Source organism: Saccharopolyspora sp. NPDC049357 (genome assembly GCF_040677225.1).
GTDB lineage: Bacteria > Actinomycetota > Actinomycetes > Mycobacteriales > Pseudonocardiaceae > Saccharopolyspora.
In genome coordinates this window covers 36,409-63,078 of record NZ_JBFAQJ010000035.1, presented here as the reverse complement: position 1 = coordinate 63,078, position 26,670 = coordinate 36,409, and the positions used below count along the sequence as shown (strand labels likewise).

The 26,670-nt window shown below is 70.7% G+C and carries 22 protein-coding genes; 12 read left to right on the top strand and 10 right to left on the bottom strand.

Going from position 1 to position 26,670, the window contains the following annotated elements; genetic code table 11:
* Positions 1–73: 73 nt before the first annotated feature.
* From AB0J91_RS24965 to AB0J91_RS24940, 6 genes are all read left to right on the top strand, one after another.
* On the top strand, positions 74–1,366 hold the full coding sequence (locus tag AB0J91_RS24965) for an aspartate aminotransferase family protein (protein WP_363873181.1): 1,293 nt from the start codon (positions 74–76) through the stop codon (positions 1,364–1,366).
* Between the two features lie 299 nt (positions 1,367–1,665).
* Positions 1,666–3,597, top strand: coding sequence for a hypothetical protein (locus AB0J91_RS24960; protein ID WP_363873179.1), 1,932 nt, complete (start codon positions 1,666–1,668; stop codon positions 3,595–3,597).
* A 73-nt stretch (positions 3,598–3,670) separates the two neighbouring features.
* The gene (locus tag AB0J91_RS24955) at positions 3,671–4,132 is read left to right on the top strand and encodes a nuclear transport factor 2 family protein (protein WP_363873176.1); all 462 of its coding nucleotides are present in this window, start codon (positions 3,671–3,673) and stop codon (positions 4,130–4,132) included.
* A gap of 101 nt (positions 4,133–4,233) precedes the next feature.
* On the top strand, positions 4,234–5,244 hold the full coding sequence (locus AB0J91_RS24950) for a CobW family GTP-binding protein (protein ID WP_363873173.1): 1,011 nt from the start codon (positions 4,234–4,236) through the stop codon (positions 5,242–5,244).
* Between the two features lie 150 nt (positions 5,245–5,394).
* Positions 5,395–6,363, top strand: a complete 969-nt coding sequence (gene pip, locus AB0J91_RS24945; protein WP_363873170.1) for a prolyl aminopeptidase — start codon at positions 5,395–5,397, stop codon at positions 6,361–6,363.
* Between the two features lie 121 nt (positions 6,364–6,484).
* Positions 6,485–7,687 carry a hypothetical protein gene (locus AB0J91_RS24940; protein WP_363873167.1) on the top strand — a complete coding sequence of 401 codons (1,203 nt, stop codon included), beginning with the start codon at positions 6,485–6,487 and terminating at the stop codon, positions 7,685–7,687.
* On the opposite strand, the gene AB0J91_RS24935 is transcribed toward AB0J91_RS24940, so the two are convergent.
* The 7 genes from AB0J91_RS24935 to AB0J91_RS24905 form a co-directional block, all read right to left on the bottom strand.
* Entirely contained in the window at positions 7,684–8,514 is an 831-nt protein-coding gene (locus tag AB0J91_RS24935; protein ID WP_363873165.1) for a methylenetetrahydrofolate reductase, read from the bottom strand. The genes AB0J91_RS24940 and AB0J91_RS24935 overlap by 4 nt on opposite strands.
* Complete coding sequence (locus AB0J91_RS24930) at positions 8,511–9,134, bottom strand: MBL fold metallo-hydrolase (RefSeq protein ID WP_363873162.1); 624 nt, start codon at positions 9,132–9,134, stop codon at positions 8,511–8,513. The genes AB0J91_RS24935 and AB0J91_RS24930 overlap by 4 nt, the downstream gene beginning before the upstream one ends.
* Positions 9,131–10,216 carry an S-(hydroxymethyl)mycothiol dehydrogenase gene (locus AB0J91_RS24925; protein ID WP_363873159.1) on the bottom strand — a complete coding sequence of 362 codons (1,086 nt, stop codon included), beginning with the start codon at positions 10,214–10,216 and terminating at the stop codon, positions 9,131–9,133. The genes AB0J91_RS24930 and AB0J91_RS24925 overlap by 4 nt, the downstream gene beginning before the upstream one ends.
* 14 nt (positions 10,217–10,230) lie before the next feature.
* A complete protein-coding gene (locus AB0J91_RS24920) occupies positions 10,231–10,824 on the bottom strand; it encodes a sarcosine oxidase subunit gamma family protein (RefSeq protein WP_363873156.1) in 594 nt (197 codons plus the stop codon).
* Entirely contained in the window at positions 10,817–13,633 is a 2,817-nt protein-coding gene (locus AB0J91_RS24915; protein ID WP_363873153.1) for a 2Fe-2S iron-sulfur cluster-binding protein, read from the bottom strand. Before AB0J91_RS24915 ends, AB0J91_RS24920 begins: the two co-directional genes overlap by 8 nt.
* A complete protein-coding gene (locus AB0J91_RS24910; RefSeq protein WP_132673143.1) occupies positions 13,630–13,893 on the bottom strand; it encodes a sarcosine oxidase subunit delta in 264 nt (87 codons plus the stop codon). Before AB0J91_RS24910 ends, AB0J91_RS24915 begins: the two co-directional genes overlap by 4 nt.
* A gap of 105 nt (positions 13,894–13,998) precedes the next feature.
* On the bottom strand, positions 13,999–15,228 hold the full coding sequence (locus AB0J91_RS24905) for a sarcosine oxidase subunit beta family protein (protein ID WP_363873151.1): 1,230 nt from the start codon (positions 15,226–15,228) through the stop codon (positions 13,999–14,001).
* A 421-nt stretch (positions 15,229–15,649) separates the two neighbouring features.
* Here AB0J91_RS24905 and AB0J91_RS24900 point away from each other — a divergent pair, with 421 nt between their 5' ends.
* The 4 genes from AB0J91_RS24900 to AB0J91_RS24885 all read left to right on the top strand — a co-directional run bounded on the left by AB0J91_RS24900 (position 15,650) and on the right by AB0J91_RS24885 (position 21,549).
* Positions 15,650–18,115: an FAD-dependent oxidoreductase gene (locus AB0J91_RS24900; RefSeq protein ID WP_363873148.1), complete on the top strand. Its 2,466-nt coding sequence runs from the start codon at positions 15,650–15,652 to the stop codon at positions 18,113–18,115.
* Between the two features lie 46 nt (positions 18,116–18,161).
* Positions 18,162–19,517 (top strand): L-serine ammonia-lyase, encoded by a 1,356-nt coding sequence (locus AB0J91_RS24895; protein WP_363873145.1) that lies wholly within the window; start codon positions 18,162–18,164, stop codon positions 19,515–19,517.
* A 10-nt stretch (positions 19,518–19,527) separates the two neighbouring features.
* Complete coding sequence (gene purU, locus AB0J91_RS24890; RefSeq protein WP_363873142.1) at positions 19,528–20,364, top strand: formyltetrahydrofolate deformylase; 837 nt, start codon at positions 19,528–19,530, stop codon at positions 20,362–20,364.
* 66 nt (positions 20,365–20,430) lie between these two features.
* Positions 20,431–21,549 (top strand): aromatic ring-hydroxylating dioxygenase subunit alpha, encoded by a 1,119-nt coding sequence (locus AB0J91_RS24885; RefSeq protein ID WP_363873209.1) that lies wholly within the window; start codon positions 20,431–20,433, stop codon positions 21,547–21,549.
* A gap of 100 nt (positions 21,550–21,649) precedes the next feature.
* Here the strand turns inward: AB0J91_RS24885 and AB0J91_RS24880 are convergent, their stop codons facing one another.
* Positions 21,650–23,080 carry an MFS transporter gene (locus AB0J91_RS24880; RefSeq protein ID WP_363873139.1) on the bottom strand — a complete coding sequence of 477 codons (1,431 nt, stop codon included), beginning with the start codon at positions 23,078–23,080 and terminating at the stop codon, positions 21,650–21,652.
* A gap of 321 nt (positions 23,081–23,401) precedes the next feature.
* Between AB0J91_RS24880 and AB0J91_RS24875 the strand changes: the two genes are divergently transcribed.
* Both AB0J91_RS24875 and AB0J91_RS24870 read left to right on the top strand, forming a co-directional pair.
* The gene (locus AB0J91_RS24875; RefSeq protein ID WP_363791800.1) at positions 23,402–23,737 is read left to right on the top strand and encodes a bifunctional 3-phenylpropionate/cinnamic acid dioxygenase ferredoxin subunit; all 336 of its coding nucleotides are present in this window, start codon (positions 23,402–23,404) and stop codon (positions 23,735–23,737) included.
* On the top strand, positions 23,737–24,900 hold the full coding sequence (locus AB0J91_RS24870) for an FAD-dependent oxidoreductase (RefSeq protein WP_363873136.1): 1,164 nt from the start codon (positions 23,737–23,739) through the stop codon (positions 24,898–24,900). The genes AB0J91_RS24875 and AB0J91_RS24870 overlap by 1 nt, the downstream gene beginning before the upstream one ends.
* A gap of 221 nt (positions 24,901–25,121) precedes the next feature.
* Here AB0J91_RS24870 and AB0J91_RS24865 read toward each other — a convergent pair whose 3' ends face one another.
* Together AB0J91_RS24865 and AB0J91_RS24860 are read right to left on the bottom strand one after the other, a co-directional pair.
* The gene (locus tag AB0J91_RS24865) at positions 25,122–25,787 is read right to left on the bottom strand and encodes a GntR family transcriptional regulator (protein ID WP_363873206.1); all 666 of its coding nucleotides are present in this window, start codon (positions 25,785–25,787) and stop codon (positions 25,122–25,124) included.
* 185 nt (positions 25,788–25,972) lie between these two features.
* Positions 25,973–26,563, bottom strand: a complete 591-nt coding sequence (locus AB0J91_RS24860; RefSeq protein WP_363873133.1) for a TetR/AcrR family transcriptional regulator — start codon at positions 26,561–26,563, stop codon at positions 25,973–25,975.
* Positions 26,564–26,670: the final 107 nt, after the last annotated feature.

Sequence of the window (26,670 nt, the reverse complement as noted above, 5' to 3'; positions counted from 1 at the left end):
TGGCGCTTCCCCGGGAACCGCCACCTCCTCCCGGGTGCTCCCGTTCGCGCAGTTGAGCCCGTAACTTCGGGGCATGGACGACCTCGCCACACGTGATCTGATCCGCTACTCCGGGCACGGTGCGTTCAGCCCCGGGATCATCGAGCGCGCCGAGGGCGCCTCGGTGTTCACCGAGGACGGGCGCGAGCTGCTCGACTTCACCTCCGGGCAGATGAGCGCGATCCTCGGGCACTCCCACCCGGAGATCGTCAGCACCGTCCGGGAGCAGGCCGCCAAGCTCGACCACCTCTACAGCGGGATGCTCAGCCGCCCGGTCATCGACCTGGCCCGGCGCCTCGCCGAGACCCTGCCGGAACCGCTGGACAAGGCCCTGTTCCTGACCACCGGCGCGGAGTCCAACGAGGCCGCGCTGCGGATGGCCAAGCTCGTCACCGGCAAGCACGAGGTCGTCTCCTTCGCCCGCTCCTGGCACGGCATGACCCTGGCCGCGGCCAACGCCACCTACAGCGCCGGCCGCGTCGGCTACGGTCCGGCGGCTCCCGGCAACTTCGCGCTGCCCGTTCCCGACTCCTTCCACCCCGACATCGTCGACGCGGACGGAAACCTCGACTGGCGGCGTCAGCTGGACCTGGGCTTCGGCCTGATCGACGCGCAGTCGGTCGGCAGCCTCGCGGCCTGCATCGTCGAGCCGGTCCTGAGCTCCGGCGGCGTCATCGACCTGCCGCCCGGCTACCTGGCCGCGCTGCGGGACAAGTGCCGCGAGCGCGGGATGCTGCTGATCCTCGACGAGGCGCAGACCGGCCTGTGCCGCACCGGCGCCTGGTACGCCTTCGAGCGCGACGGCGTCGTCCCGGACATCCTCACCCTGTCCAAGACCCTCGGGGCGGGACTGCCGCTGGCCGCGGTGCTCACCAGCGCCGAGATCGAGCAGCAGGCCCACGACCGCGGATTCCTGTTCTTCACCACCCACGTCAACGATCCGCTCCCGGCCGCCGTCGGCAACACGGTCCTGGACGTGCTGACCCGCGACCGCCTCGACCTGCGGGCCCGCGAGCTGGGGGAGCGGCTGTCCGGTGGTCTCCGCGAGCTGGCCGGGAAGCACCCGGTGATCGGCGACATCCGGGGCCGGGGGCTGCTCGTCGGCCTGGAGCTGACCGCCGGACCGGACGGCGGCGACGTCGACAAGCTCGGCGCCGCGGTCACCCGTCGCTGCACCGACCTCGGGCTGCACATGAACATCGTCCAGCTGCCCGGCATGGGCGGCACGTTCCGCATCGCGCCGCCGCTCACCGCGACCGAGGCCGAGATCGACCGCGGCCTGTCGATCCTCGACGACGCCCTCACCGACGTGACTGGGGATCTGTAGGAGCCGAACCCCCTGAGCGGGCCCGCCGACGTCCGATCGGCGGGCCCGCTCCTGCGTTCCAGGTCAGGAGCCGTACCCGCGAAGCCTGGCCGGGCGCGGGAGGGCGACCGGCGGAACGTCGGGATCGCTTTCACGCGCACGGCGGTGCCGCATCCAGCGCCACCACACCACCGTGAGTGAGGGGACCGCGATCGCCGCGCACACGGGGCACATGCGACCGAGTAGGCCGCACGCGGGGCGTCGCGTCAACGCGGCTCTTCGAACGAGTCGCCGGACAACTCCTGGGGGAGGACAACGCGATGGGGCGCGTTTCCACGGGGACGACTCTGCCTCGGCCACCGGGCCTGCGCGGCCCGCTCACCCGGCGCCGCCTGGTGCGGACCGGTGCGCTCGGCGGCTCGCTCGTGCTGCTGGGGTTGCTGCCGACCCTGCTCGGAGGCCCGGTGTGGCTGCGAGCCGCAGGGCTCGTCCCGGGCTTCGGGATCGTCTACGCGACGCCCACACCGGGCTGGTCCGTCGCACTCGTGCCGTGGGTGCTGCTGAACCTCGTCGTCCTGCTGGCGGTCGTGGCCGGCCTGCTGACGGGTCTTCAGCGCATCATGGCCAAGGGCGATCACCTCACCCTCCCGGCGGTCGTCGTCGCCTCGATGGTGCTGGCCGCTGTCCTCGCCGCCGTGCACGACGGGCACGGGCACGCGCCGCAGGAGTGGGTGCCGGTCGCGGAGGTGCTCGCGGTCATCGGAGTCCCGGCGGCGCTGCTGGTGCGGGAGCGGCGGCGGGGCCGATCCGCCCGTCGAGCCGGCGACGCCCGCCAGGCCCGCCTGGACGTGGCCGCGCCCGAGGAGTGGCGGCCGGGCGGGGACGAGCGCGCGGACGAGGACGACCGGGCGCGACTGGCGCGGTGGGCGGAAACCCTGGCGCTGCAACCCGCGCACGAGTGGAACGGCTTCGGTCCGTTCGGCGACGAGTACCTCCTGCCCGCAATGCGCTACCGCGTCTGGGCGGTGTTCCTGATGCTCGCGAACCTGCGCCACACCCACACGCCGGCGTACTGCGGATATCGCGACGACGCGCTGCGGGCGCTGGTCCTGCGGATGACCGACAAGCCGGTCTGGCGCTACTGGCTGCGGGAGAACCGCTGGGGGATGCTGCGCGACAGCGCCGATCCGATCGGCGGTCCGGCGAACGTCATGTACTCCGGGTACCTGCTGCTGATGCTCTCGGCGTACCGCCAGGCCACCGGGGACGACAGCTTCGACCGGCCCGGCGCGCTCCGGTTCCGCTGGGACGACCGGACCGAGTTCGCCTACAGCCACACCGAGGTCGCCGAGCGGGTCAGCGCCAACTTCCAGCGCTCGCCGCTGGTCCTGTGGCCGTGCGAGCCGGGACTGGTGTTCCCGTTCTGCAACTCCGTGGCCCTGGCGGGCCTGCGGATGTACGACACCTGCGCCGGTACCCACCACGCCGAGGAGATCGCGCCGAGGTTCCTGCACCGGCTGCGCACCGAGTTCACCGCGCCGGACGGTGACATCTGCGCGTTGCAGGCCAGCCGGTTCGGCATCACGGCCCGCTCGGCTCGGGGCATCACCAACACCGCGCCCATCGCCGCGCTGCTGTCGCCGCTCGACCCGAACTTCGCCTGGCGCACCTGGGAGCTGCTCGTCGCCGAAGAGCTCAACTCCGGCCACTACGCGCGAACCGACCGAGCGGGAAGCCCGGCCCCCACCGATGCGGACTGGGGCGGTGGCGCGAACCGCGCGAACGCCCTGGGCTGGAGCATGTTCCTCGCCCGCGCTCGCAACGCGGCCTGGTACCGCAGGCTCCGCGAGGCCGCGCGGAACCTGGAGAACCCGCCCGCGGACTTCCGGATGTTCGACGCGTCGGTGCACGCCAACGGGATCCTCGGCCTGGGCGCGGTCACCGACGAACGCACCTGGCGGAACATGCTGCTCACCCCGTCCCGCCACACCGGTCCGCGCCTCACCGAAGCGCCCTGGCCGGACATCGCGGTCGTCACCGCGGTCACCGACGGCCGGTCCCACGACGCGATCCTGCGCGGCACCGGCGGCGCTCTGCGCCGGCACCGGCTCGGCTTCGACCACCTGACCCCGCACCGCACTTACACCGTCGACGGTGCCACCACGCGGGAGGTCACCGCGGATGCGACCGGCAGGGCGGTGGTGGAGGTCGACCTCCGGCCTCGCCACCACCTCCGCCTCACACGGGCGTGACCGCCGGGCGCGTCCGCTCCACCTCGCCGGGTGCCGGGGCGAGAATGGGGGTTCCCGTCTTCAGGAGGTCGCAGTGCCGGAGGATCGCCCGCCCTACCCGCCGTTCACCCGCGAGACCGCGCTGCAGAAGGTCCAGGCGGCCGAGGACGCCTGGAACACGCGCGATCCGCAGCGCGTGGCGTCGGCCTACACGCCCGATTCGCAGTGGCGGAACCGGGACGTGTTCATCAGCGGCAGGGAGGAGATCGTCGCCTTCCTGACCCGCAAGTGGGAGCGCGAGCTCGACTACGCGCTGCGCAAGAGCCTCTGGAGCTTCGAGGAGAACCGCATCGCGGTCCGCTTCCAGTACGAGTGCCACGACGCCGGCGGGCAGTGGTGGCGCAGCTACGGGAACGAGCTCTGGGAGTTCGACGAGCACGGCCTCATGCGACGCCGCGAGGCCAGCATCAACGACGTCGCCATCGACGAGGCCGACCGCCGCGTCCGCGGTCCCCGCCCGGAGGCGGAACGCGGCCTCGACATCCCGCTCCGCTAGGACCGGCGGAGCAGGAGGCGCTGGTCAGGGCCTTCGCGGCCGACGTGCGGCGGCGTGCGAGGATGACCGCTGGTGAGCGAGTTGATGAACCTGGGGGAGCTGTGACGGCGCGGATTCCGGTGGTCGTGCTGGCGGGCTACTTGGGCTCGGGCAAGACCACCCTGCTGAACCACCTGCTGCGCAACGACGAGGGACGCCGGATCGGCGTGCTGGTCAACGACTTCGGCAGCATCAACATCGACGCCATGAACGTCGCCGGGCAGGTCGACATCGCGATGTCGATGGAGAACGGCTGCCTGTGCTGCGCGGTCGACGCCGACGGCGTGGACCCGATGCTGGAGCGGCTGGCCTACCCGGGCGCCCCGCTGGACGTCATCGTGATCGAGGCCAGCGGCATCGCCGAACCCCGTCAGCTGGTTCGGATGGTGCTGTCCTCGCAGAACCCGCACATCGAGTTCGGCGGGCTGGTGGAGGTCGTCGACGCCGCCGAGTTCGACGACGCCCGGGCCCGGCACCCGGAGCTCGACGATCACGTGCGGCTCGCCGACCTGGTGGTCGTCAACAAGATCGACCGCGTCGGTGAGGCCGACCGGGACCGGGTGATCGGCGCGGTCCGCGAGATCGCCGACGGTGCCGTGCTGCCCGCTGAGCGGGGCAGGATCTCGCCGGGCATCCTCTTCGACGACGTCGAGGCGCGCGACTTCGGGGCGAGGCAGCTGTCCTTCGCCGATCTCGAGGAGCACGACCACGACCACGACCAGCACATGCACGCGGCCTACGAGTCGATGGAGTTCCTCTCCGACCGGCCGCTGAACCCCTCGGCGTTCCTGCGCTTCCTCAACGAGCGCAGCCGGGGCGTCTACCGCATCAAGGGCCCCATCGACTTCGGTCCCTCCGGCGAGGACCGGCGCTTCATGCTGCACACCGTCGGCGTCTACGCCGCGTTCGAGAAGACCAGGTGGAAGGGTCCGCGGGCCACCAGCCTCGTCCTCATCGGCACCGACCTCGACACCGAGGACCTCACCCGGCGACTCCAGTCCTGCGTCGACCCGGACCCCGACACCATCGACGAGCTCGGCATCCTCAACCTGGCCCGCCACCTGGAGAACTGAGTCCACCACGGCCAGTTCCGGTCCGAACCGGCCGGGCATACGTTGATCATGGACGGTTCGGACCGAAACCACCCACCGCGAACCACCGTCGGCAGGTGAACAGCTCCTGGCGCAGTGGCAGGCTCGGGGGAGGCCGGGAGAGGAGACGTCGTGTATCCGGTGATCGAGCCGTTCGATTCTGGGATGTTGGAGGTCGGTGACGGGCACCGCGTGCACTGGGAGGTGTGCGGAAACCCGGCGGGCAAACCGGCGCTGGTGCTGCACGGCGGTCCCGGCTCGGGCTGCACCCCCGGCATGCGCCGGTTCTTCGATCCCGCGACCTACCGGATCGTGCTGTTCGACCAGCGCATGTCGGGGCGCAGCACACCGCACGCGGCCGAGCCCGGCGCCGACCTGTCGGCGAACACCACGGAGCACCTGATCGCCGATGTGGAACGGCTCCGCGAGCACCTGGGCGTCGACCGCTGGCTGGTGCAGGGCGGGTCGTGGGGTTGCGTGCTTGCGCTGGCCTACGCCCAGCGGCACCCGGACCGGGTGTCGGAGATGGTGCTCTGCGGTCTGGCCACCGGACGGCGCGCCGAAACCGACCTGCTGACGCGCGGACTCGGCGCGATCTTCCCGCAGGCGTGGGAGCGCTTCCGCGACGGCGTGCCCGAATCCGACCGCGACGGCGACCTCGCCGACGTCTACCACCGGCTGCTGATGGACCCCGATCCCGCCGTGCACCGCAGAGCCGCGCGGGACTGGTGCGCTTGGGAGGAGGCGCTGGTCCCGGACTCCGCGCCGAACTCGATGTTCGACGACCCGGACTTCGCCCTCGGATTCGCGCGCGTCGTCACCCACTTCTGGCGGCACGGCTCCTGGCTGGACGACGAGCAGCTCCTGAGCGGAACCGGCGCGCTGGCGGGCATTCCCGCGAAGCTCCTCCAAGGAGTGCTGGACCTGGGCAACCTGATCGGCACCCCGTGGCAGCTCGAAGCCGCCTGGCCGGGGGCCGAACTGGAGCTCGTGGACGCCGGTCACCGCGCCGCGGGCGGTTTGGCCGAGGCCGTCGTGCGGGCCACCGACGACTTCCGCCCCCAGCGGGGCATCTCTGCGAGCGGTGGGGGCGATCTGTAACGTCGCGAACGCCAACGTTCGGACGACCTGCGCTGACGCGTGTACTGGAGCGTCCCTGCGGGTAATCCGCGAGGTCGGACGCGACTCACCAGACGCGACGAACACCTAGAGGGGAGCGAGCATGGCCGAGCAGGACCGGGGAGAGGCCTCCGGTGAAGCCGGCGACCCGGGCGGGGAAGAGCACGACGAGAGCACCGAGGACCAGCAGGAGGCCGAACACCTCGCTGAACGCGGTGAGCCGGAGTCGGAGACTCCCGATCGGCGCCTCGGACTGGTGGCCGATCCGGACATGCCCGAGCGCGTCACCCGGCGGCTCGCCGGCGACCTGCCCGAACTGCTCGGCGACGAGGAGCTGTCGTGGGCCGTCGAGGTCGACGTCGACCCGGTGACCGCGGGCAGGCACAACACCCGCGACATCCTGGCCTCCACCCGCGAGCGGATGGACCACCACCAGTGGGACTACGCCATCTGCCTGACCGACCTCCCGGTGCGCGCCAACGGCCGTCCGGTGGTGGCCGAGGCCGACCTCGACCGCGACGTGGCCGTGGTGTCGCTGCCGGCGCTGGGCGGAACCCAGGTGTACCGGCGGTCCAAGCAGGTCATGCTGCAGATGGTCGACGAGCTCACCGGCCGCGACGGCGGCGGCGAGAACCGCTACGGCCTGGACAGCAAGCTCTCCAGGATCCTCGCGCCGGTGGAGCGCCAGGAGCACGACGGCGAGCACGAGGCGGACGTCCGCTACACCACCACTCGCAGGCGCGGCCGGTTGCGGCTGCTCAGCGGCATGGTGCGCTCCAACGAGCCCCCGCAGCTGATCTTCGGCCTGCGCAGCGCGCTGGCCGCGGCGGTGGCCACCAGTGCCTTCGGCCTGTCGTCCACCACGATCTGGCAGATCGGCGATCAGCTCGGGGCGTTCCGGCAGGTCATCGCCGCGGTGCTGTCGGTGGCACTGCTGGTCGGCTGGTTGATCGTCGCGCACGGGTTGTGGGAGAAGAGGCGCGACAGCAGCGAGAACGACCGCGATCAGGTGTTGCTCTACAACACCTCCACGGTGGCGACGCTGACCATCGGGATCGGGGTCATGTACCTCGGGCTGTTCGTGATCAACCTGGTGGTGGCGCTGTACCTCGTGCCACCGAGCCTGCTCGCCAGCAGCCTCGGCCACCCCGCCGACTTCACCCGGTACCTGGCGCTGGCCTGGGGATTCACCACCATGGGAGTGGTCGCCGGAGCGCTGGGCTCCAGCCTCGAATCCGATCGGGCGGTGCGCCAGGCCGCCTACGGCTACCGCGAGGAGCAGCGCCGCCGCGAGCAGGAGCGCTAGGACAGGCCGGCGAGCCGGTCCTGCCGCCAGCGCTCGGTTCCGGCCAGGTCGTTGAAGGTGAACAGGTGGAATCCGCTGATCGCGTTACCCGGTGAGGTGATCTGGTCGGTCAGGCCGGTGACCAGCTTGTCCGGCCGGTAGCCGCTGGGCAGGAAGAAGCGCCAGAACATCGCCGACTGCTTGGCGAGGAACCGCGCGGACTGGCCGAGGCCGAGACCGGCCGAGACCCGGATCAGCTTCTGCCGGTTCACGCTGCCCGGAACCCCCACCCGGACCGGCGTGGTGATGCCGGAGTCGTGCAGGCGCCCGGCCCAGCCGACGGTGGTCGCGGGGTTGAAGCACAGCTGGGTGACGATCTCGTGCGCGTGAACGGTCTTGCGCCGCAACGCTTCGGCGATCACCGAGTCCGGGATCGTGCCGTGGCCCTCCGGGTACCCGGCGATGCCGATGTGGGAGAAGTCGTGCCCGCCCTCGGCGAGCGCGAGCAGCAGGCTCTCCGCGTCGGGGAAGTCGCCGGCGGGCACGGCGGCGTCACCGCCGACGACGAACACGCGGTCCACGCCCGACTCCAGCAGCCGCGCGGCGATCTCGTCCAGTTCGGCCCGGTCGCGAACCAGCCGGGCCGCCAGGTGCGGGGCTGCGGCGTAGCCGTTCTTGCTGAGCCGGACGGCCAGGTCGACCGTCGGCTCCAGCCCCCTGGCCTCGGTGGTGGTGACGGTCAGCAGCACGTCCCGGGGGACGTGGGCGAGGACCTTCTCCTCGGTGCTGCTGAAGGGCAGGACCTCGTAGGAGGCGTTGCGCAGCGCGGAGGCCAGCACCGCGCTCACCGGGACACCCACTCGTCGAACTGCGCCACGACCTCGCCGATCGTGGTGCCCGGACCGTGGCCGGGCCGGACCCTGGTTCGCGCGGGCAGGGGCAGCAGCCGGGACCGGATCGAGTTGATGATCGCGTCGCGGTCGGAGAACGAGCGCCCGGTCGCGCCGGGTCCGCCGGCGAACAGGGTGTCGCCGGTGAACACGGTCGCCAGGTCCGGGCAGTAGAAGCACACCGATCCGGGGGTGTGGCCGGGGGTGTGGATGACCTGCAGGCTCAACCGTCCGATGTGGAAGGTCTGGCGGTCCACCAGCCGCCCGTCCGGTTCCCGGGCCGGGTGGGTCAGCTCCCACACCGGCCGGTCCATCGGGTGCAGGTACAGCGGTGCGCCGACGGCGTCGGCCAGCTTCGGAGCCATCCGCACGTGGTCGTCGTGGGCGTGGGTGGCCACCACCGCGACCACCTCGCGGTCCGCGACGAGGTCGAGGACCGCGTCGACGTCGTGCGGCGCGTCGATGACGAGGCACTGGTGGTCGTCACCCACGACCCACAGGTTGTTCTCGACTTCGTGGACCTCGCCGTCGAGGGAGAACTTCCCCTCGACGGTGGCGTGGTCGACCCGGATGCTCAATTGAACGTCACCACCGAACGCAGCACTTCGCCGCGGCCCATCTTGGCGAAGGCCGCTTCGACGTCATCAAGGGAGATCTCCTCGCTGACGAACTTCTCGAGCGGCAGCCGGCCCTGCAGGTGGAGCTCGGTGAGCATCGGGAAGTCCCGTTCGGGGAGGCAGTCACCGTACCAGCTGGACTTCAGCGCCCCGCCGCGGGCGAAGACGTCCAGCAGCGGCAGCTCCAGCCGCATCGACGGGTCCGGCACGCCGACCAGCACGGCCGTGCCCGCCAGGTCGCGGGCGTAGAACGCCTGCTCGTAGGTCGCGGGCACTCCCACCGCGTCCACGACCACATCCGCTCCGTGCCCATCGGTGAGCTCGCGGATCGCCTCCACGGTGTCGGACTCGGAGGCGTTGACGGTGTGCGTGGCGCCGAACCCCCGCGCCCACTCCAGCTTCTCGGGATCGGTGTCCACGGCGATGATCCGCCGCGCACCCGCCATGGCCGCCCCGGCGATGGCCCCGTCGCCGACGCCGCCGCAGCCGATGACGGCCACCGAATCACCCGGACCGGCCTGCCCGGTGTTGACCGCGGCACCGATCCCGGCCATCACACCGCAGCCCAGCAAGCCGGCCACGGCCGGTCGCGCCGCCGGGTCCACCTTCGTGCACTGTCCTGAGTGGACGAGCGTGCGCTCGGCGAACCCGCCGATGCCCAACGCCGGCGAGAGCGGAGTGCCGTCGGCGAGCGTCATCGGCCGGGAGGCGTTGTGGGTGTCGAAGCAGTACTGCGGGCGTCCGCGCTTGCAGGCCCGGCAGTTCCCGCACACCGCTCGCCAGTTCAGCACGACGAAATCGCCCGGCTCGACGTTGTGCACCCCCTCGCCGACGGAGTCGACGACCCCGGCCACCTCGTGGCCGAGCAGGAACGGGTAGTCGTCGCCGATGCCGCCCTCGCGGTAGTGCAGGTCGGTGTGGCAGACACCGCACGCCTGCACCCGGATCACGGCCTCACCCGGGCCCGGGTCGGGCACGTGGATGGTGGTGACCTCCACCGGCTTGCCCTTCCCGGTGGACACGACGGCGCGCGCTTCGGTCATGTCAACGCTCCTGTTCAGCGGTTCTGGTGGTGTTCGGCGGCCGCGTCGCGGAGCCAGTCGGCGAGGTAACGCGCGAACGAGGCGCGGACGAAGATCCAGTAGTTCGGCGGTTCGGCGTCACGGCACAGCAGCAGCACGCCGGTGCGGGCCAGCAGGGTCTGCGCGCAGCGGTCCGGCCCGAAGCTGCGCCGGTGCAGGTCCAGCGCACAGCCCTTCGCCAGCAGCTCGGCGGCTTTCGGCCCGGCGACCTCGATGATGGTGCGGTGCGCCGAGACGTCCACGACGGCGCCGTGCTCGTCGCCGAGGGCTTCGGCCACCGTCGCCTGGATCCGGTCGGCCTCGCCTTCCGGACCGACCAGCAGCCACTCGTCCGGTCCGAGCCAGGCGACGAGGAGCCGTTCGGTGCGGGACACCTGCCCGGCCTGGTTGGGCAGCATCGTGCCGAGCGCGGTGCCGATGCGTTCGGCGGCAGGGCTCTTCGGGTCGACGCGCAGCGTGACCTGGGCGGTGAACGACACCTCGGACAGGTGCAGCGCCCCGGGCACCGAGGCGTCGGTCAGCACGTCGGCGTGCGCGGCCAGCGGGGATTCGCCGTAGGGCTCAGCCATCGCGGCGGGCTCCTTCCTTGTCGTAGAAGACCGGTTCGGTGATCTCCACGGGCACCAGCTGGTCGCCCACGTGGCTGTAGATCGTCTGCCCGATGCGATCGCGACCGCCTGCGACGAGCGCGAGCGCGAACGGGCGGCCCAGGGCCGCGCTGCGGTAGCTGGAGGTGACGTGCCCCAGCATCGGCACCGGCGGTTCGGGCAGCTCGCCGGTGGCCACCAGCTGCGATCCCTCCGGCACGACGGGGGAGTCGGCTGGCGGGAGCAGTCCGACGAGGTGCTTGCGGTCGGATCGGGTGGTGTCGGCGCGGGTGAAGGAGCGCATGCCGAGGAAGTCGTCCTTCTTCTTCGACACCGCCCAGCTCATCCCGAGGTCGTGCGGGGTCACCGTGCCGTCGGTGTCCTGGCCGACGATGGGGAAGCCCTTCTCCGCGCGCAGCACGTGCATCGTCTCGGTGCCGTACGGGGTGATGCCGAACGGCACGCCCGCGTCGTGCAGCACCTCCCACACCTCGCGGCCGTACCAGCGCGGCACGTTGATCTCGAAGGCCAGCTCGCCGGAGAAGCTGATCCGGCACACCCGCGCCTGGCGGCCCGCGACGATGCCGTCCTGCCAGGCCATGAACGGGAACGACTCGTTGTCCAGCTCGATGCCCGAGGACACCGCGGCCAGCACGTCGCGGGAGCGGGGCCCGGCCAGCGCGATGGTGGCCCACTGCTCGGTCACCGAGGTCAGGTGCACGCGCAGGTGCGGCCACTCGGTCTGCAGCCAGTCCTCCAGCCACTCCAGCACTCCGGCGGCACCACCGGAGGTGGTCGAGATCAGGTACCGGTTCTCGCCGGTGCGCATCACCGTGCCGTCGTCGAAGACCATGCCGTCGGCGGTGCACATCAGCCCGTACCGGATCCGGCCGATCTTCAGGGTGCTCATCTTGTTGGTGTAGACGAGATCGAGGAACTCGGCGGCGTCCGGGCCCTGCACGTCGATCTTGCCGAGCGTCGAGACGTCCTGCATGCCCACGCCGGTGCGCACCGCGTCGCACTCGCGCAGCACCGCCGCCTGCATGTCCTCGCCCGGCAGCGGGTAGTACCAGGGTCGCTTCCACTGGCCGACGTCCTCGAACGGCGCGCCCTGCTCGACGTGCCAGTCGTGCATCGCGGTGACCCGGATCGGGTCGTAGAGGTCGCCCCGGTCCCGGCCGGCCAGCGCGGCGAAGGCCACCGGCGTGTAGGGCGGGCGGAACGTGGTCGCGCCGACCTCGGAGAGCTCGACGCCGAGCAGCTGGGAGATCACCCCGGAGGACAGGATGCCGGAGGTCTTGCCCTGGTCGTGGGCGGTCCCGATGGTGGTGAACCGCTTGATGTGCTCCACGGAGTCCATGCCCGCCCCGACGGCCTTGCGGACGTCGGACACGGTCGCATCGCGCGCGAGGTCCACGTACTGCTCGTCCTCGCACGCGCAGGTGAGCAGCCACGTCGGCTGCGGTGCGACGACCGGCGGGCACGCCACCGCGGGCACCTCGGCGAAGTCGGCGTCGAACCCGGCCTCGCGCGCCGCGTCGCTGCCCGCCTCGGAACCGGTGCGCAGGCAGTCGTAGGTGCCGAAAACCCCTGCGGCGGAGCCGATCGAGCGGACACCGCGCGCGCTGCGGTCCGGCACGAACGCGCCGATCTCCGCCGAGTAGCGCAGGGTTCCGCGCGACTGGCTGTGCAGGTGGACCGCCGGGTTCCAGCCACCGGAGACCAGCAGCAGATCGCAGTCCAGCTCGACGGTCGCCTCCTCGCCCCGCCGCTGCACCGTCGCCCCGCTCACGCGGCTGGTGCCCGCGGTGCCGATCAGGGCGGAGCCGTTGCGGACGGGGATGCCGCGCTCCACGCAGCGCGAGGCCCACACCGTCGACACCACCGGCCGGACGTCCACCACCGCGGCGATGGCGACCCCGGCGTCGTGCAGGTCGATCGCGGCGGCGTAGGCGCTGTCGTTGGTGGTGAACACGACCGCGCGCTCGCCCGCGAGCACCCCGTAGCGGTGCAGGTAGGTGCGGGCGGCTCCGGCCAGCATCGTGCCGGGGCGGTCGTTGCCGGGGAACACCAGCGGGCGCTCGTGCGAACCGGTGGCCAGCACGACCTCGCGGGCCCGGATGTGCCAGGTCCGCTGCCGGACGAAGGAGTCCTCGCCGTGGTGCTCGACGGCGACGAGGTAGTTGTGGTCGTAGTGGCCGAACACGGTCGTGCGCGGCAGCGCGGTCACCTCGGGGGTGGCGTCGAGCTCGGCCACGACCCGCTGGACCCAGCTGCCGGCCGGCCTTCCCGACAGCTGCTCACCGCTGCCCAGCAGCTGGCCGCCGAACTCGGTGCCCGCATCGGCGATGATCACCCGGGCACCGCTGCGCGCGGCGCTCAGCGCCGCCGCGAGACCGGCGGGTCCGGCACCGACCACGAGGACGTCGCAGTGCGCGTGCGTCGTCTCGTAGCGGGCCGGGTCGGGTTCGGTCGCCAGCCGTCCCTGTCCGGGCAGCCCGGTGGCGGCCAGGCCGTCGCGCAGCTCGACGGTGGTCGCGGTGAGCATCGGCTCCGGGAACGGCTCGTCGATCTGCACCAGCGCGTTCGGTTCCTCGGGGCCCGCGGCCATGATCCCGCGCGGGCGCCCGTGCTTGATGCTGGTGGTGACCTGGTGGACGCCGTTGGCCAGCAGCGCCGAGGCGAGGGTGTCGCCTTCGAAGCCCTCGTACTCCCGTCCGTCGAACCGGAAGCGCAGGGCGCGGTCCCGGTCGATCCGGCCACCCTCGGCCAGCCTGAACTCGTTGCTCACCTCGTCACCGCCCCGTCGTCGTGGAGGATCTCGTTGGTCCTGGTGTCGCGGCGCAGGGTGAACCAGCGCCGGCAACCCGCCTGGTGGTTCCACCGCTCGGCGAAGGCGCCCTTCGGATTGGCGCGGTAGAACAGGAATCGAGCCCAGTCCACATCGGACACCGCCTGCGGATCGGCGGGGTAGGCGACGTCGGCCTGGCCGCCGTAGTGGAACTCGGTCTCGTTGCGCGGCCCGCACCACGGGCAGGGGATCAGCATCATGGGAGCCTCCTTAGGGGATGTGCGGGGTAGCCGCTGCTTCAGGTGTGGGACTCAGCCGGCTCCGCTACCCGCACCGCCAAGCAAAATGGGGCTGGAACAGTTGTCTCAGTGCGCCACGCCGGCGGCGCCGTGTTCGTCGACCAGGGCGCCGGTGGTGAACCGGTCGAGGCTGAAGGGGGCGTTGAGCGGGTGGGGTTCGTCGTGGGCGATGGTGTGGGCGTAGCACCAGCCGACGCCCGGTGTCGCCTTGAAACCGCCTGTGCCCCAACCGCAGTTGATGTAGAGGTTCTCGAACGGGGTCAGGCCCATGATCGCCGAGGCGTCGGGGGTCACGTCCACGACGCCGGCCCAGGTGCGCAGCACGTGCGCGCGGGCGAACATCGGGAACAGCTCGACCGCGGCGGTCAGCTCGCGCTCGATGGTGTGGAACGACCCGCGCTGCCCGTAGGAGTTGTAGGCGTCGATGCCGGCGCCGAGGACGAGTTCTCCCTTGTGCGCCTGGCTGACGTAGACGTGCACCGCGTTGGACATGACCACCGTCGGGTGCACGGGTTCCAGCAGCTCGGAGACCAGCGCCTGCAGCGGGTGGCTCTGGATCGGCAGCCGCAGCCCGAGCTCGTCGGCCAGCACCGAGGTGTGCCCGGCGGCGGCCAGCGCGACCTTGCCGGTGGCGATGTCACCGCGCGTGGTCTTCACGCCGACGATCCGGTCGCCGACCTTGTCGAAGCCGGTGACCTGGCAGTTCTGCACCAGGTCCACGCCCATCCGGTCCAGGGCGCGGGCGAATCCCCACGCGACGTGGTCGTGCTTGGCGATGCCCGCCCGGGGCTGCCAGGTGGCGCCCATGACCGGGTAGCGCAGGTCCGGTGAGGTGTTGAGGATCGGGCAGATCTCGGCCACCTGCTGCGGATCGAGCCACTCGGCGTCGATGCCGTTGAGCCGGTTCGCCCCCACCCGCCGGACGCTGTCGCGGACCTCCTGCAGCGAGTGGGCGAGGTTGAGCACGCCGCGCTGGGAGAACAGCAGCGGGTAGTCCAGCTCCTCCTCCAGCCCCTCCCAGAGCTTCAGCGCGTGCTCGTAGAGCCCGGCGCTTTCGTCCCAGAGGTAGTTGGAGCGGATGATCGTGGTGTTGCGGGCCATGTTCCCGCCTGCGAGCCAACCGCTTTCGAGCACCGCCATGTTGGTGATGCCGTGGTTGACGGCGAGGTAGTAGGCGGTGGCCAGGCCGTGACCGCCGCCGCCCACGATCACCACGTCGTAGGACGGTTTCGGGTCGGCGGGGCCCCAGAGCCAGTCCGGGTGCTCAGGCAAGTCGGCGCCGGGAGTGCGCGGCATGAGAGCCCTCCGTTCGATGGGCGGTGAGCGAGTGCTCGACAGGGGGAGAGGCACTTATGGACAACTGACATATCAGATGGATACCAAAGGTAGCAGCGCATGCCGCGTGGTCAAGGGCTGAAGCCCGGCCGTGTGGAAATCGCGGCGCTCATCTGGGCGTCGCCGCTGGTGGGGGCGCCCGGAAGGGTCGGTGCTCGTGGAGCGGAACGTGCCCGTCGGTGGAATTTCGGCGGCACGTGTTGACCGCGAAACCCGGTGACGCTTATTTTGATGTGCAGTTGATATATCAGTCCTCAGTCAGAGGGCGCCGATCACCTCCGCGCGGCTCCAACCGGTGCCGGAACTGCTCCCCTCGCAACGCATCCCGCCTCGTCGGAGGCGGAGTCTCCCCAGCTTCACACCCGCTCGTTAGGAGACCACCATGAGCACGACCCCTCGCGTCGTCATCATCGGAGCCGGGATCGTCGGCGCGAACCTGGCCGACGAGCTCACGAGCCGCGGGTGGAACCAGGTCACCGTCGTCGACCAGGGGCCGTTGCCGCTCACCGGCGGCTCGACCTCCCACGCGCCCGGCCTCGTCTACCAGACCGGCCCGTCGAAGACGATGACCGAGTTCGCCACCTACACCGTCGAGAAGCTGCAGGGCCTCGACGACGACGGCGACCGGTGCTTCAACCAGGTCGGCGGCCTGGAGATCGCCACCACTCCCGAGCGGCTCGCCGACCTGCACCGCAAGCACGGATGGGCCACCTCCTGGGGCGTTCCCGGCGAGGTCATCGGACCCGAGGAGTGCGCCAAGCTGCACCCGCTGCTCGACGTCGAGAAGGTCCTCGGCGGGTTCCACACGCCCACCGACGGGCTCGCCAAGGCCGCCCGTGCGGTCGTCGCGCTCGCCCGGCGCTCGGTGGCGCGGGGAGCCCGGTTCCGGGGCGCGGTGACCGTCACCGGGATCAACCACAGCCACGGCCGGGTCACCGGCGTCGAGACCGACCACGGCGAGATCCCCGCCGACATCGTGGTGTCCTGCGCCGGGTTCTGGGGCCAGGCCATCGGCGAGATGGTCGGCATGACCGTGCCGCTGCTGCCCATGGCCCACCAGTACGCCAAGACCGACCCGCTGCCCGAACTGGCCGGGCGCAACGACGAGCGCACCGAGGCCAACCTGCCGATCCTGCGCCACCAGGACCGCGACCTCTACTACCGCGAGCACGTCGACCGCCTCGGCATCGGGACCTACGCCCACCGCCCGATGCCGGTGCGGCTGAGCGATCTCCCGCAGGACGAGGAGACCTCGGAGCGGGCGATGCCGTCGATGCTGCCGTTCACCGAGGAGGACTTCGCCGCCTCCTGGGAGCACAGCAAGCGGCTGCTGCCCGCGCTGGAGACCGCGAAGGTCGACACCGGCTTCAACGGCGTCTTCTCCTTCACCCCCGACGGCGGACCGCTCGTCGGCGAATCCCCCGACGTGCGGGGGTTCTGGATCGCCGAGGCCGTGTGGGTCACGCACTCCGCCGGTGTCGCGCGGTCGGTGGCGCAGCTGCTGGTCGACGGGCGCAGCGAGGTCGAACTGCACGGCTGCGACGTGCACCGCTTCGACGAGCTGGAGACCGCGCCCGACTACGTCGAGGAGACCTCCTCGCGCAACTTCGTGGAGATCTACGACGTCAAGCACCCGCTGCAGCCGAAGTTCTCGCCGCGCGAGCTGCGGGTCAGCCCGTTCCACGCGCGCCAGAAGGAACTCGGCGCGGTGTTCCTCGAAGCCCACGGCTGGGAGCGCCCGCACTGGTTCGAGGCCAACGCCCCGCTGGTCAAGGACCTGCCGATGGAGTGGCAGCCGCCCTCGCGCGACGCCTGGTCGGCGATGTTCCACAGCCCCGTCGCCGCGGTGGAGGCGTGGAAGACCCGCACCGCCGTCGCGCTCTACGACATGACCTCGCTCAAGCGGCTGGAGGTCAGCGGGCCCGGCGCGCTGGCGTTCCTGGACCGGCTCACCACCAACAAGGTGGACAAGTCGGTCGGGTCGGTGACCTACACGCTGATGCTCGACGAGGCCGGTGGCGTGCGCAGCGATCTCACCGTCGCGCGGCTGGGCGAGCAGCTGTTCCAGATCGGCGCCAACGGCAACCTCGATCACGAGTACTTGCGGCGCAACCTGCCCGACGACGGCAGCGTGACCCTGCGCGACATCACCGGCGGCACCTGCTGCATCGGCGTGTGGGGCCCGCTGGCGCGGGACCTCGTGCAGCCCCTGAGCCGGGACGACCTGTCGCACGAAGGGCTGAAGTTCTTCCGCTGCAAGCAGATCCACATCGCCGGGATCCCGGTCACCGCCATGCGGGTGTCCTACGTCGGCGAGCTCGGCTGGGAGCTCTACACCAGCGCCGAGTACGGCCAGCGGCTGTGGGACGTGCTCTTCGAGGCCGGCCGGGAGCTGGGAGTGGTGGCCGCCGGGCGGGCCGCGTTCAACAGCCTCCGGCTGGAGAAGGGCTACCGCGCCTGGGGAGCGGACATGACCACCGAGCACAACCCCTACGAGGCCGGCGTCGGGTTCGCCGTCCGGATGCAGAAGGGCGAGTTCGTGGGCCGCGATGCCCTGGCGGGCATCGAGGCCGACTCCGTCGAGCGGCGGCTGGCGTGCCTGACGATCGACGACGGCCGCAGCGTCGTCCTCGGCTCGGAGCCGGTGTTCCTCGACGGGGAGCCCTCGGGCTACGTCACTTCGGCGGCCTTCGCCCACACGCTCGGCACGCCGATCGCCTACGCCTGGCTCCCGGCCTCTGCGGAGGTCGGAACGCAGGTGCAGATCAAGTACTTCGACCGCCTCGTCTCGGCCACGGTCGCGGCAGAACCGCTGGTCGACCCCGAGATGCACCGCATCCGCCGATGACCGCCGGAACCGAGACGAGCGCCGCCCACGACCAGATGGAGCATTCATGAGCCTGTCCGTCTTCGACTTGTTCAAGGTCGGCATCGGGCCGTCGAGTTCGCACACCGTCGGGCCGATGCGGGCAGCGAACCTGTTCGTCGACCACCTGCGCGAGTCCGGGGCGATGCCCCGGGTCGCGCAGGTGCGGTGCGAGCTGTTCGGCTCGCTCGGCGCCACCGGGCACGGCCACGGCAGCGTCAAGGCCGTGGTGCTCGGGCTGACCGGGGAGCAGCCGCACCTGGTCGACCCGGTGGCCGTGGAACCGCAGGTGCGTGCGGTGCGGGAGGAGCACCGGATCAGCCTCGGCGGCGAGCACAAGATCGCCTTCGACGTGGACTCCGACGTCGTGCTGCACCGCAGGAAGCGGCTGGAGTTCCACAGCAACGGCATGACCTTCGAGGCCGTGGACGAGGACGGTGCACGGCTCGTGCACCGCGAGTACTACTCGGTCGGCGGCGGTTTCGTCCTCGACGAGGACGAAACCGGCAACCCGGTGCTGGTCGAGGACGCCACCCCGGTGGCCCACCCGTTCCGCACCGCCGCCGAACTGCTCGCCCACACCACCCGCACCGGGCTGCGCATCAGCGACGTGGTGCTGGCCAACGAAGCCGCCTGGCGCACCGAGGAGGAGACCCGCGCGCACCTGCTGCACATCTGGCAGGTGATGCGCGAGTGCGTCGAGCAGGGCGTGCGCACCGGCGGGGTGCTGCCCGGTGGGCTCAAGGTACGCCGCCGGGCCCGCGAACTGCGGGCGAGCCTCGACGACGATGCCGACGCGATGGAGTGGGTGACCCTCTACGCCCTGGCCGTCAACGAGGAGAACGCCGCAGGCGGGCGGGTGGTGACCGCCCCGACCAACGGTGCCGCCGGGATCGTGCCTGCGGTGCTGCACTACGCCCACCGCTTCCTGCCGGGCTTCGACGACGACGCCGTGGTCCGGTTCCTGCTCACCGCGGGTGCGGTCGGCGCGTTGTTCAAGGAGAACGCCTCGATCTCCGGCGCCGAGGTCGGCTGCCAGGGGGAGGTCGGCTCGGCCTGCTCGATGGCTGCCGCCGGACTCGCCGAACTGATGGGCGGCACGCCCGAGCAGGTGGAGAACGCCGCCGAGATCGGCATCGAGCACAACTTGGGTCTCACCTGCGATCCGGTCGGCGGGCTGGTGCAGATCCCGTGCATCGAGCGCAACGCGGTCGCGGCGATCAAGGCGATCACCGCCGCCCGGATGGCGCTGCGCGGCGACGGGGAGCACCACGTCTCGCTGGACAAGGCCATCAAGACGATGCGCGAAACCGGAGCCGACATGAAGGACAAGTACAAGGAGACCGCTCGCGGCGGCCTCGCGCTCAACATCGTGGAATGCTGAGGAGAATCCTGTGACGTTCACCCTCACCCTGAGCTGCCCGAACCGCACCGGCATCGTGCAGGCCGTCAGCTCCTTCCTCTTCGAGCACGGCTGCGACATCGGCGAGTACCGTCAGTTCGACGACGCCGTGCGCGGCCGCCTGTTCCTGCGCGTGCAGGCCACCGGTGAGGTCGACCCGGACGACCTCACCCGCGCATTCGAGCCGGTGGCAACGGAGTTCGGCATGGACTACGCCTTCCACTCGGACCGGCCGGCCCGCGTGCTGGTGATGGTCTCCAAGCTCGGGCACTGCCTCAACGACCTGATCTACCGCTGGCGCGCAGGCGCGCTGGGCGCCGAGATCGTCGCCGTGGTCTCCAACCACGAGGACCTGCGCCCGATGGCGGAGGCCGCCGGGCTGCCGTTCCACCACGTCCCGGTCACCGCCGACACCAAGCCGGAGGCCGAGGCGCGGCTGCTGCGGATGGTGGACGACTACGCCGCCGACCTGGTCGTGCTGGCCCGCTACATGCAGGTGCTCTCCGATCAGACCTGCAAGGCGCTGCACGGCCGCGCGATCAACATCCACCACTCGTTCCTGCCCGGTTTCAAGGGTGCCAAGCCCTACCACCAGGCCTACGACCGCGGTGTGAAGCTCGTCGGAGCCACTGCCCACTACGTCACCCCCGACCTCGACGAGGGGCCGATCATCGAGCAGGAGGTCATCCGCATCGATCACACCTACGACCCGAGAGCCCTGCAGACCGTGGGCCGCGACGCCGAAGCGCTCGCGCTGTCCCGCGCGGTGCGGTGGTACTGCGAGCACCGCGTCCTGCTCAACGGCAACAGCACCGTCGTGTTCCCCTGACCCCACTTCTGCGTTGAGGAGTTCTTGCTCATGACCACCGGTGAGCTTCCCACCACCGATTCCCAGATGTCCGAGTCCCAACTGCCCGAGAGCCTGCGCGAGACGCTGGGAGGGCACTACTACACCGATCCGGGGATCTTCCGCCTGGAACAGGCGACGATCTTCGAGGCCGGCTGGTTCTGCGCCGTGCTCAGCGCGGACCTGACCGGTCCGGGCAAGTTCGAGACCGTCCAGATCGGACGGGAGAGCGTGCTGGTCACCCGCAACCGCAAGGGTGAGATCAAGGCCTACCTGAACGTGTGCCGGCACCGCGGCGCGCGGTTGTGTACCGAGGAGAAGGGGGAGGTGCGCCGCTCCTTCCAGTGTCCGTACCACGCCTGGACGTACTCCTTCGACGGCGAGCTGATCGCCGCGCCGAACCTCAACGCCATGGACGACGTCGACCGCACCCAGTACGGCCTGCACGAGGTGCACGTGCGGGAATGGCTCGGCTACGTGTGGCTGTGCCTGGCCGAGGAACCGCCGTCGTTCGACGACACCGTCATCGGCGACGTCACCAACCGCCTCGGCACACCGGACGCGATCGTGGGCTACCAGGTCGCCGACCTCAAGCTGGGCAGGCGCATCGAGTACGACGTGAAGGCGAACTGGAAGCAGATCGTCGAGAACTTCATGGAGTGCTACCACTGCGCCACGATCCACCCGGAGCTCACCGAGGTCCTGCCGGAGTTCGCCGACGGCCTGGCCGCGCAGTACTTCGTGGGCCACGGCGCCGAGTTCGGCGAGGACGTGGAGGGCTTCACCGTGGACGGTTCGGCCGGGCTGGCGAAGCTGCCCGGTGTCAACGAGGAGCAGGACCGCCGCTACTACGCCATCACCGTCCGCCCGCTGGTGTTCATCAACCTCGTGCCCGACCACGTCGTCTTCCACCGGATGTTCCCGCTGGCGCCCGACCGCACGCTGGTGCGCTGCGACTGGCTGTACCTGCCCGAGGTGGTCGACTCGGGTGCCGACATCGACCGCTCGGTGGAGCTGTTCCACCGGGTCAACCAGCAGGACTTCGACGCCTGCGAGCGCTGCCAGCTGGCCATGGACTCCCGCTCCTACGCCTCCGGCGGCGTCCTGGTGCCCAGCGAGCACCACATCACCGAGTTCCACGACTGGGTCCGCGAACGCACCGGCTGACCGCGGCTGAGGAGGTGGCCTCGCACCGGACGGGTGCGAGGCCACCTTCGCGCGTTCCAGGGCCTTCGCCGCAGAGGCAGAACGGCTCGGAATCCGCGCTCTAGCGCGGGAGTTCCAGCGGCACACCGTCTTCGGACAGCGGTGGCGGTGGCAGCTCGGCGCTGGAGGTCAGCGGCGCGGCCCCGTCCAGCGGCTTGCCCGCGTGCTCGCGCAGGAAGTGCGTGGCGACGATCCCGATGACGCCGGCACCGATCAGGTAGTAGCCCGGCCAGTCCAGGTTGCCGGTCGCGGTGACCGCGGCCTCGATGATCGTCGGCGCGGTGCCGGCGAACAACGACACCGACAGGTTGAAGATGACCGCGAGGCTGCTGTAGCGGATCATCGTGGGGAACAGCGCGGGCAGCGTCGACGGTGAGACCGCCGCGAAGCACATCAGGCACAACCCGATGATGAGCAGACCGAGCGCCTGACCGCCCGTTCCGGCGCGCAGCAGCCACACGGCGGGCAGCCCGAGCAGCACCAGGGCGACGCTTCCGGTCATCAGCACCGGTTTGCGGCCGATGCGATCGCTGAGCCTGCCCACGCCGACGATGAGGCACAGCATGACCACCATGACCGCGACCTGCATGCCCGTCGCGACCGCGTTGCTGGCGCCGCCCTCGCCGTGGCGGGGGAGCGTGCTGGTCAGGTAGGTGGGGACGTAGTTGGTGAGCACGTAGTTGGTGACGTTCCACGCCACGACGATCCCGGCGGCCACCATCGCGGGAGTCCGGTAGTGGCGCAGCACGATCTGACCCGCGCGCCGCGTCGTCATCGTGGCCAGCACCGGGGAGCGCTCCATGAGCTGCCTGAACGCCGGGGTGTCCTCCAAGCGGATGCGCAGGTAGAGCCCGGTGAGGCCGAGCGGCAGCGCGAGCATGAACGGCACCCGCCAGCCCCACGCCAGCAGCGCGTCCGGAGGAAGCAGGGCGACCACCGCGCCGCAGGTGCCCGCGCCGAGGGCGTAGCCGGTCAGCGTGCTGAACTCCAGCCAGCTGCCGAAGAAGCCGCGGCGCCGGTCCGGCGCGTACTCGGCGATCAGCGTCAGCGCCCCGGTGTACTCGCCGCCTGCGGAGAAGCCCTGCAGCATCCGCACGAGCAGCACGAGGACGGGAGCCAGCAGACCGGCCGCGCCGTAGTCGGGGAGGAGTCCGAGCAGTACCGTGGCGGCCGCCATCATCAGCACCGTGGCGGACAGGACCTTGGTGCGCCCGAAGCGGTCGCCGAGACGCCCGAAGACGAAGCCGCCCAGCGGGCGCATCACGAACGCCGCGGCGAACGCGCCGAGCGTGTACACGGCCGCCCAGGGGCCGAAGTCGGCGAAGAAGACCTGGTCGAGGACCCCGGCGGCCAGGTAGGAGTAGATACCGAAGTCGTACCACTCGGCGACGTTGCCGACCGAGGCGGCCGCGACCGCGCGGTGGACCGTGCGTTCCTCTTGCACGACAGGCGGTCTCAGACCTCGCCGAGGCCGTCTGGGGCGGTCGGTCATGGGATCCCCCGGGTGCGACGCGGTGCGCTGGGTGCCGCGATCTTCGTGTCGCGGTTGTGACCGCGACCTACTACTGATATATCTGTTGGCGAGAAGGTATCCCCTCGGCATCGCCGAAGCAACACCCCGACCCCCTCATCACCGGTCCACGAGGTCGTGACGCGGCAGCGCGCGGCCTCGCGATCGAGCGCGCCCTGGGGTGGAAACCGTTGATAAATCCCTGTTTCGGGCGAAAATCTCCCATTGACGAGCGGGCCGCGGACCCCCATCCTGTTGTTGCGCATAGCACGCGGTGTTCCGCTATTGGCAACAGGAGGCGTAATGATCTTGGTTGGTGAGCTGCTCGACCTGCCGCCGGGTGAGTCGGTCCGCGTGCACGGCGAGGTGGCGATCGCGGTGTTCAACGTCGACGGGGAGCTCTACGCGATCGACGACACCTGCTCGCATCAGGACGCGTCGCTGTCCGACGGGTGGTTGGAGGGCTGCGCGGTCGAATGTCCGCTGCACGCCGCCTGTTTCGACCTCCGCACGGGAATGCCCAGCGGCCCGCCCGCCAAGAAGCCGGTCCGCACGCACGCCGTCACGATCGAGGACGGGATGGTCTACGTGCACGAGTCGACTCGCGTCGGCAGCACCGTCGCGGAGGAGGTCGGTTGATGCGCCACATCACGGTCGTCGGCGCGTCCCTGGCCGGCCTCTCAGCGGTCCGCGCGCTGCGCGAGCAGGGTTTCGAAGGTGAGATCGCGGTGGTCGGCGACGAGCCGCACCGCCCCTACGACCGGCCGCCGCTGTCCAAGGAGTTCCTGGCGGGCGCGATCGACGAGGACGACATCCGGCTCACCGACTCCGACGACGACGAGCTGGACGTGGACTGGCGCTTCGGACGACCCGCAAGCGCGCTCGACACGGCCGGCCGCGCGGTCGTGCTCGCCGACGGCACCCGCATCGGCACCGACGGCGTCGTGCTGGCCACCGGTGCGCGGGCGCGGCCGCTGCCCGGCAAGCCGCTTCATGGCGTGCACACCTTGCGGACCCTGGACGACGCGCGAGCGCTGCGCGCGGAGCTGGTCGCAGGAGCCCGGCTGGTGGTGATCGGCGCCGGGTTCATCGGAGCCGAGGTCGCCTCGACGGCGGTCGCGCTCGGGTGCGAGGTCGACGTCGTCGACAACGGCCCGGTCCCGCTGCGACGAGCGCTGGGGGCCGACATGGGCGAGGTGTGCGCGCGGCTGCACGCTCGCAACGGCGTCCGCGTGCACCCGCTGTCCGGCGTCGCCGAGCTGCTGGGGGAGTCTCGCGTGACCGGTGTGCGGCTGTCCGACGGGCGGGAACTTCCCGCGGACGTCGTCGTGGTCGGCATCGGGGCCGAGCCGAACACCGAATGGCTCGCCGGTTCCGGACTCGACGTCGACCACGGGGTCAGCACCGACGCACGCGGCCGGACCGCGGTGCCGGAGGTCGTGGCAGCGGGCGATTGCGCGCACTCCTACCGCGACTACACCGCGCGTCCGATGCGGCTGGAGCACTGGACCAACGCGCTGCAACAACCGGCCGCCGCCGTGGCGGCGCTGCTCGGCCGGGAGCACTCGGCCCCCGCGCACCACGCGGTTCCCTACTTCTGGTCCGACCAGTACGGGCACAAGATCCAGTTCGCCGGCCACCGCACCGAGGACTGCACCGTTCAGATCGAGGAGGGTGACCCGGAATCCGGCGACTTCCTCGCCCTCTACGTCGACTCGGCGGAGGAACCCGTCGGAGTGCTCGCGGTCGACCGCGCCCGCCCCTTCGGCCAATGGCGCCGCAAGCTCGCACAGCGCCTGTAGGGGCAGTCAAGGGATAGCCGCTGTTTCAGGTGTGGGACTCAGCTAGCACCGCCGCGGGTTCTGAGCGGCTTCGTGGCGAGTACGCCGCGACGCCGATGTCCACCCCCTGGGTAAGCGGGATACATCAGGAGCGGCGCACGGAGACCACGAAGCCGCTGCGCTTTCCCCTTCGGGGGTCTCCGCCACCCGCACCGCCACGCAAAGCAATCCCTCAACAGCTGTTACACCAGGGAGCGCATTGCTTTGTCGAAGTTGAGCACGTGCTCCCTGGCCAGCTGCTCCGCCTTGTCGGGCTTGCGCGATCCGATGGCTCGCAGCAGCGCGGAGTGCTCCATGACGTGGCTGTCGAAGTCCTGCATGCGGTCCAGGAAGACGCAGAAGATCCGCGTCGCGAGGTTGTCGTAGCGGATCAGGGTGTCTTCGAGGTGCGGGTTGCCCGACGCGTGGTAGATCGTGCGGTGCACATGGAGGTCCCAGCGCATGACCTCGTCACGTGCCATCGAGCGGAAGTCCATGCCGTCGAGCTGGTCGACGAGTCCGCCGATCTCCTCCAGGTCGGCCTCGCCGGCGATCTCCGCGGCTCGCCGGGCGGCCAGCGGTTCGAGGTGGACGCGCAGGTCGGAGATGTAGGCCAGATCGGTGATGTCCACGGCCGTGGCGAAGGTCCCCCGGCGCGGGTAGGACACGACCAGCCGGTCGATCTCCAGTCGCTTGAGCGCCTCGCGCACAGGGGTGCGGCCGATCTCCAGCGAGCGCGCCAGCGCCGCGTCGTCGATGGCCGTCATCGGCGGGATGTCCAGCATGATCAGCCGGTCTCTGATCGCCAGGTACGCCTTCTCCGCCATGGACAGGTTGTTGCCCGGTTGCTCCTCGCTCGCAGCAGTCATCATCGCCCCGACTTCATCAGAACAGAGTTCTGACACATCGAATTCTGGTACATCAGTAGTATAGCAGAAAGCATTCCGGGACCATTCGAAGCTTTTGGCGTGCGCGGTGAAATCATTCTGAATTGTGATTTCCACGGCATCGGACGTGCGATTCGCAGGAAATCGCTCGGGGTGCCGTTGCCGGCTCACGGCACGACGGACAGCCAGGTGAGGGCTTCGTCCGCCGCCGCGGCGGCGTGTTCGTGGGAGCCGCTCTCGCTCCACTCGACCAGGGCCGCGAAGGTGGCCGCCTGATATCCGCTGGCCAGGGCGGTGGCGGCGGCGGGGGTGATGCCGGGAACGCGGTGGTCGATGAAGCGGGCGAGCTCGGCGATCCAGGGCCGGTAGGCGGTGGGGGCCGTGCCTGCGATCTCGGGTTCGGCGCACACGACTCGGATCCAGTCGGGCCCGGCGGGTGTCATCGGATCGTCCGAAATGGACGCGACGATCGCGCGGCGGACGGCGTCGCTGACGGGGGTGGCCTCGGGGGTGCCGTCGAGCGCGTCGCGCAGTCGGCGGGTGGCGGCGGGGACGCCGATCCAGGCGATGTCGGACTTGCGCGCGAAGTGCCGGACGAGGGTGCGGACGCTGATTCCGGTGGCCTCGGCGATGTCCTTCCAGCCCACGCGGTCGTAGCCGTGCTCGGTCCAGAGCCGGAAGGTCTCGGTGGCGATGGCGGTGCGGTCGAGCACGGTCGGGCGGCCGCGCTGCGGTGCGGACACGTCGCTGTTGCTCACCTCGCCGACGATAGTCGACCCAGGTCTCCGCGCTGGTCGGCGCCGGTTCATGATTTTGGCTCGATGCGCCAAAATGCTGGTAGGGTGCCGATCGCAACGCCGGACTT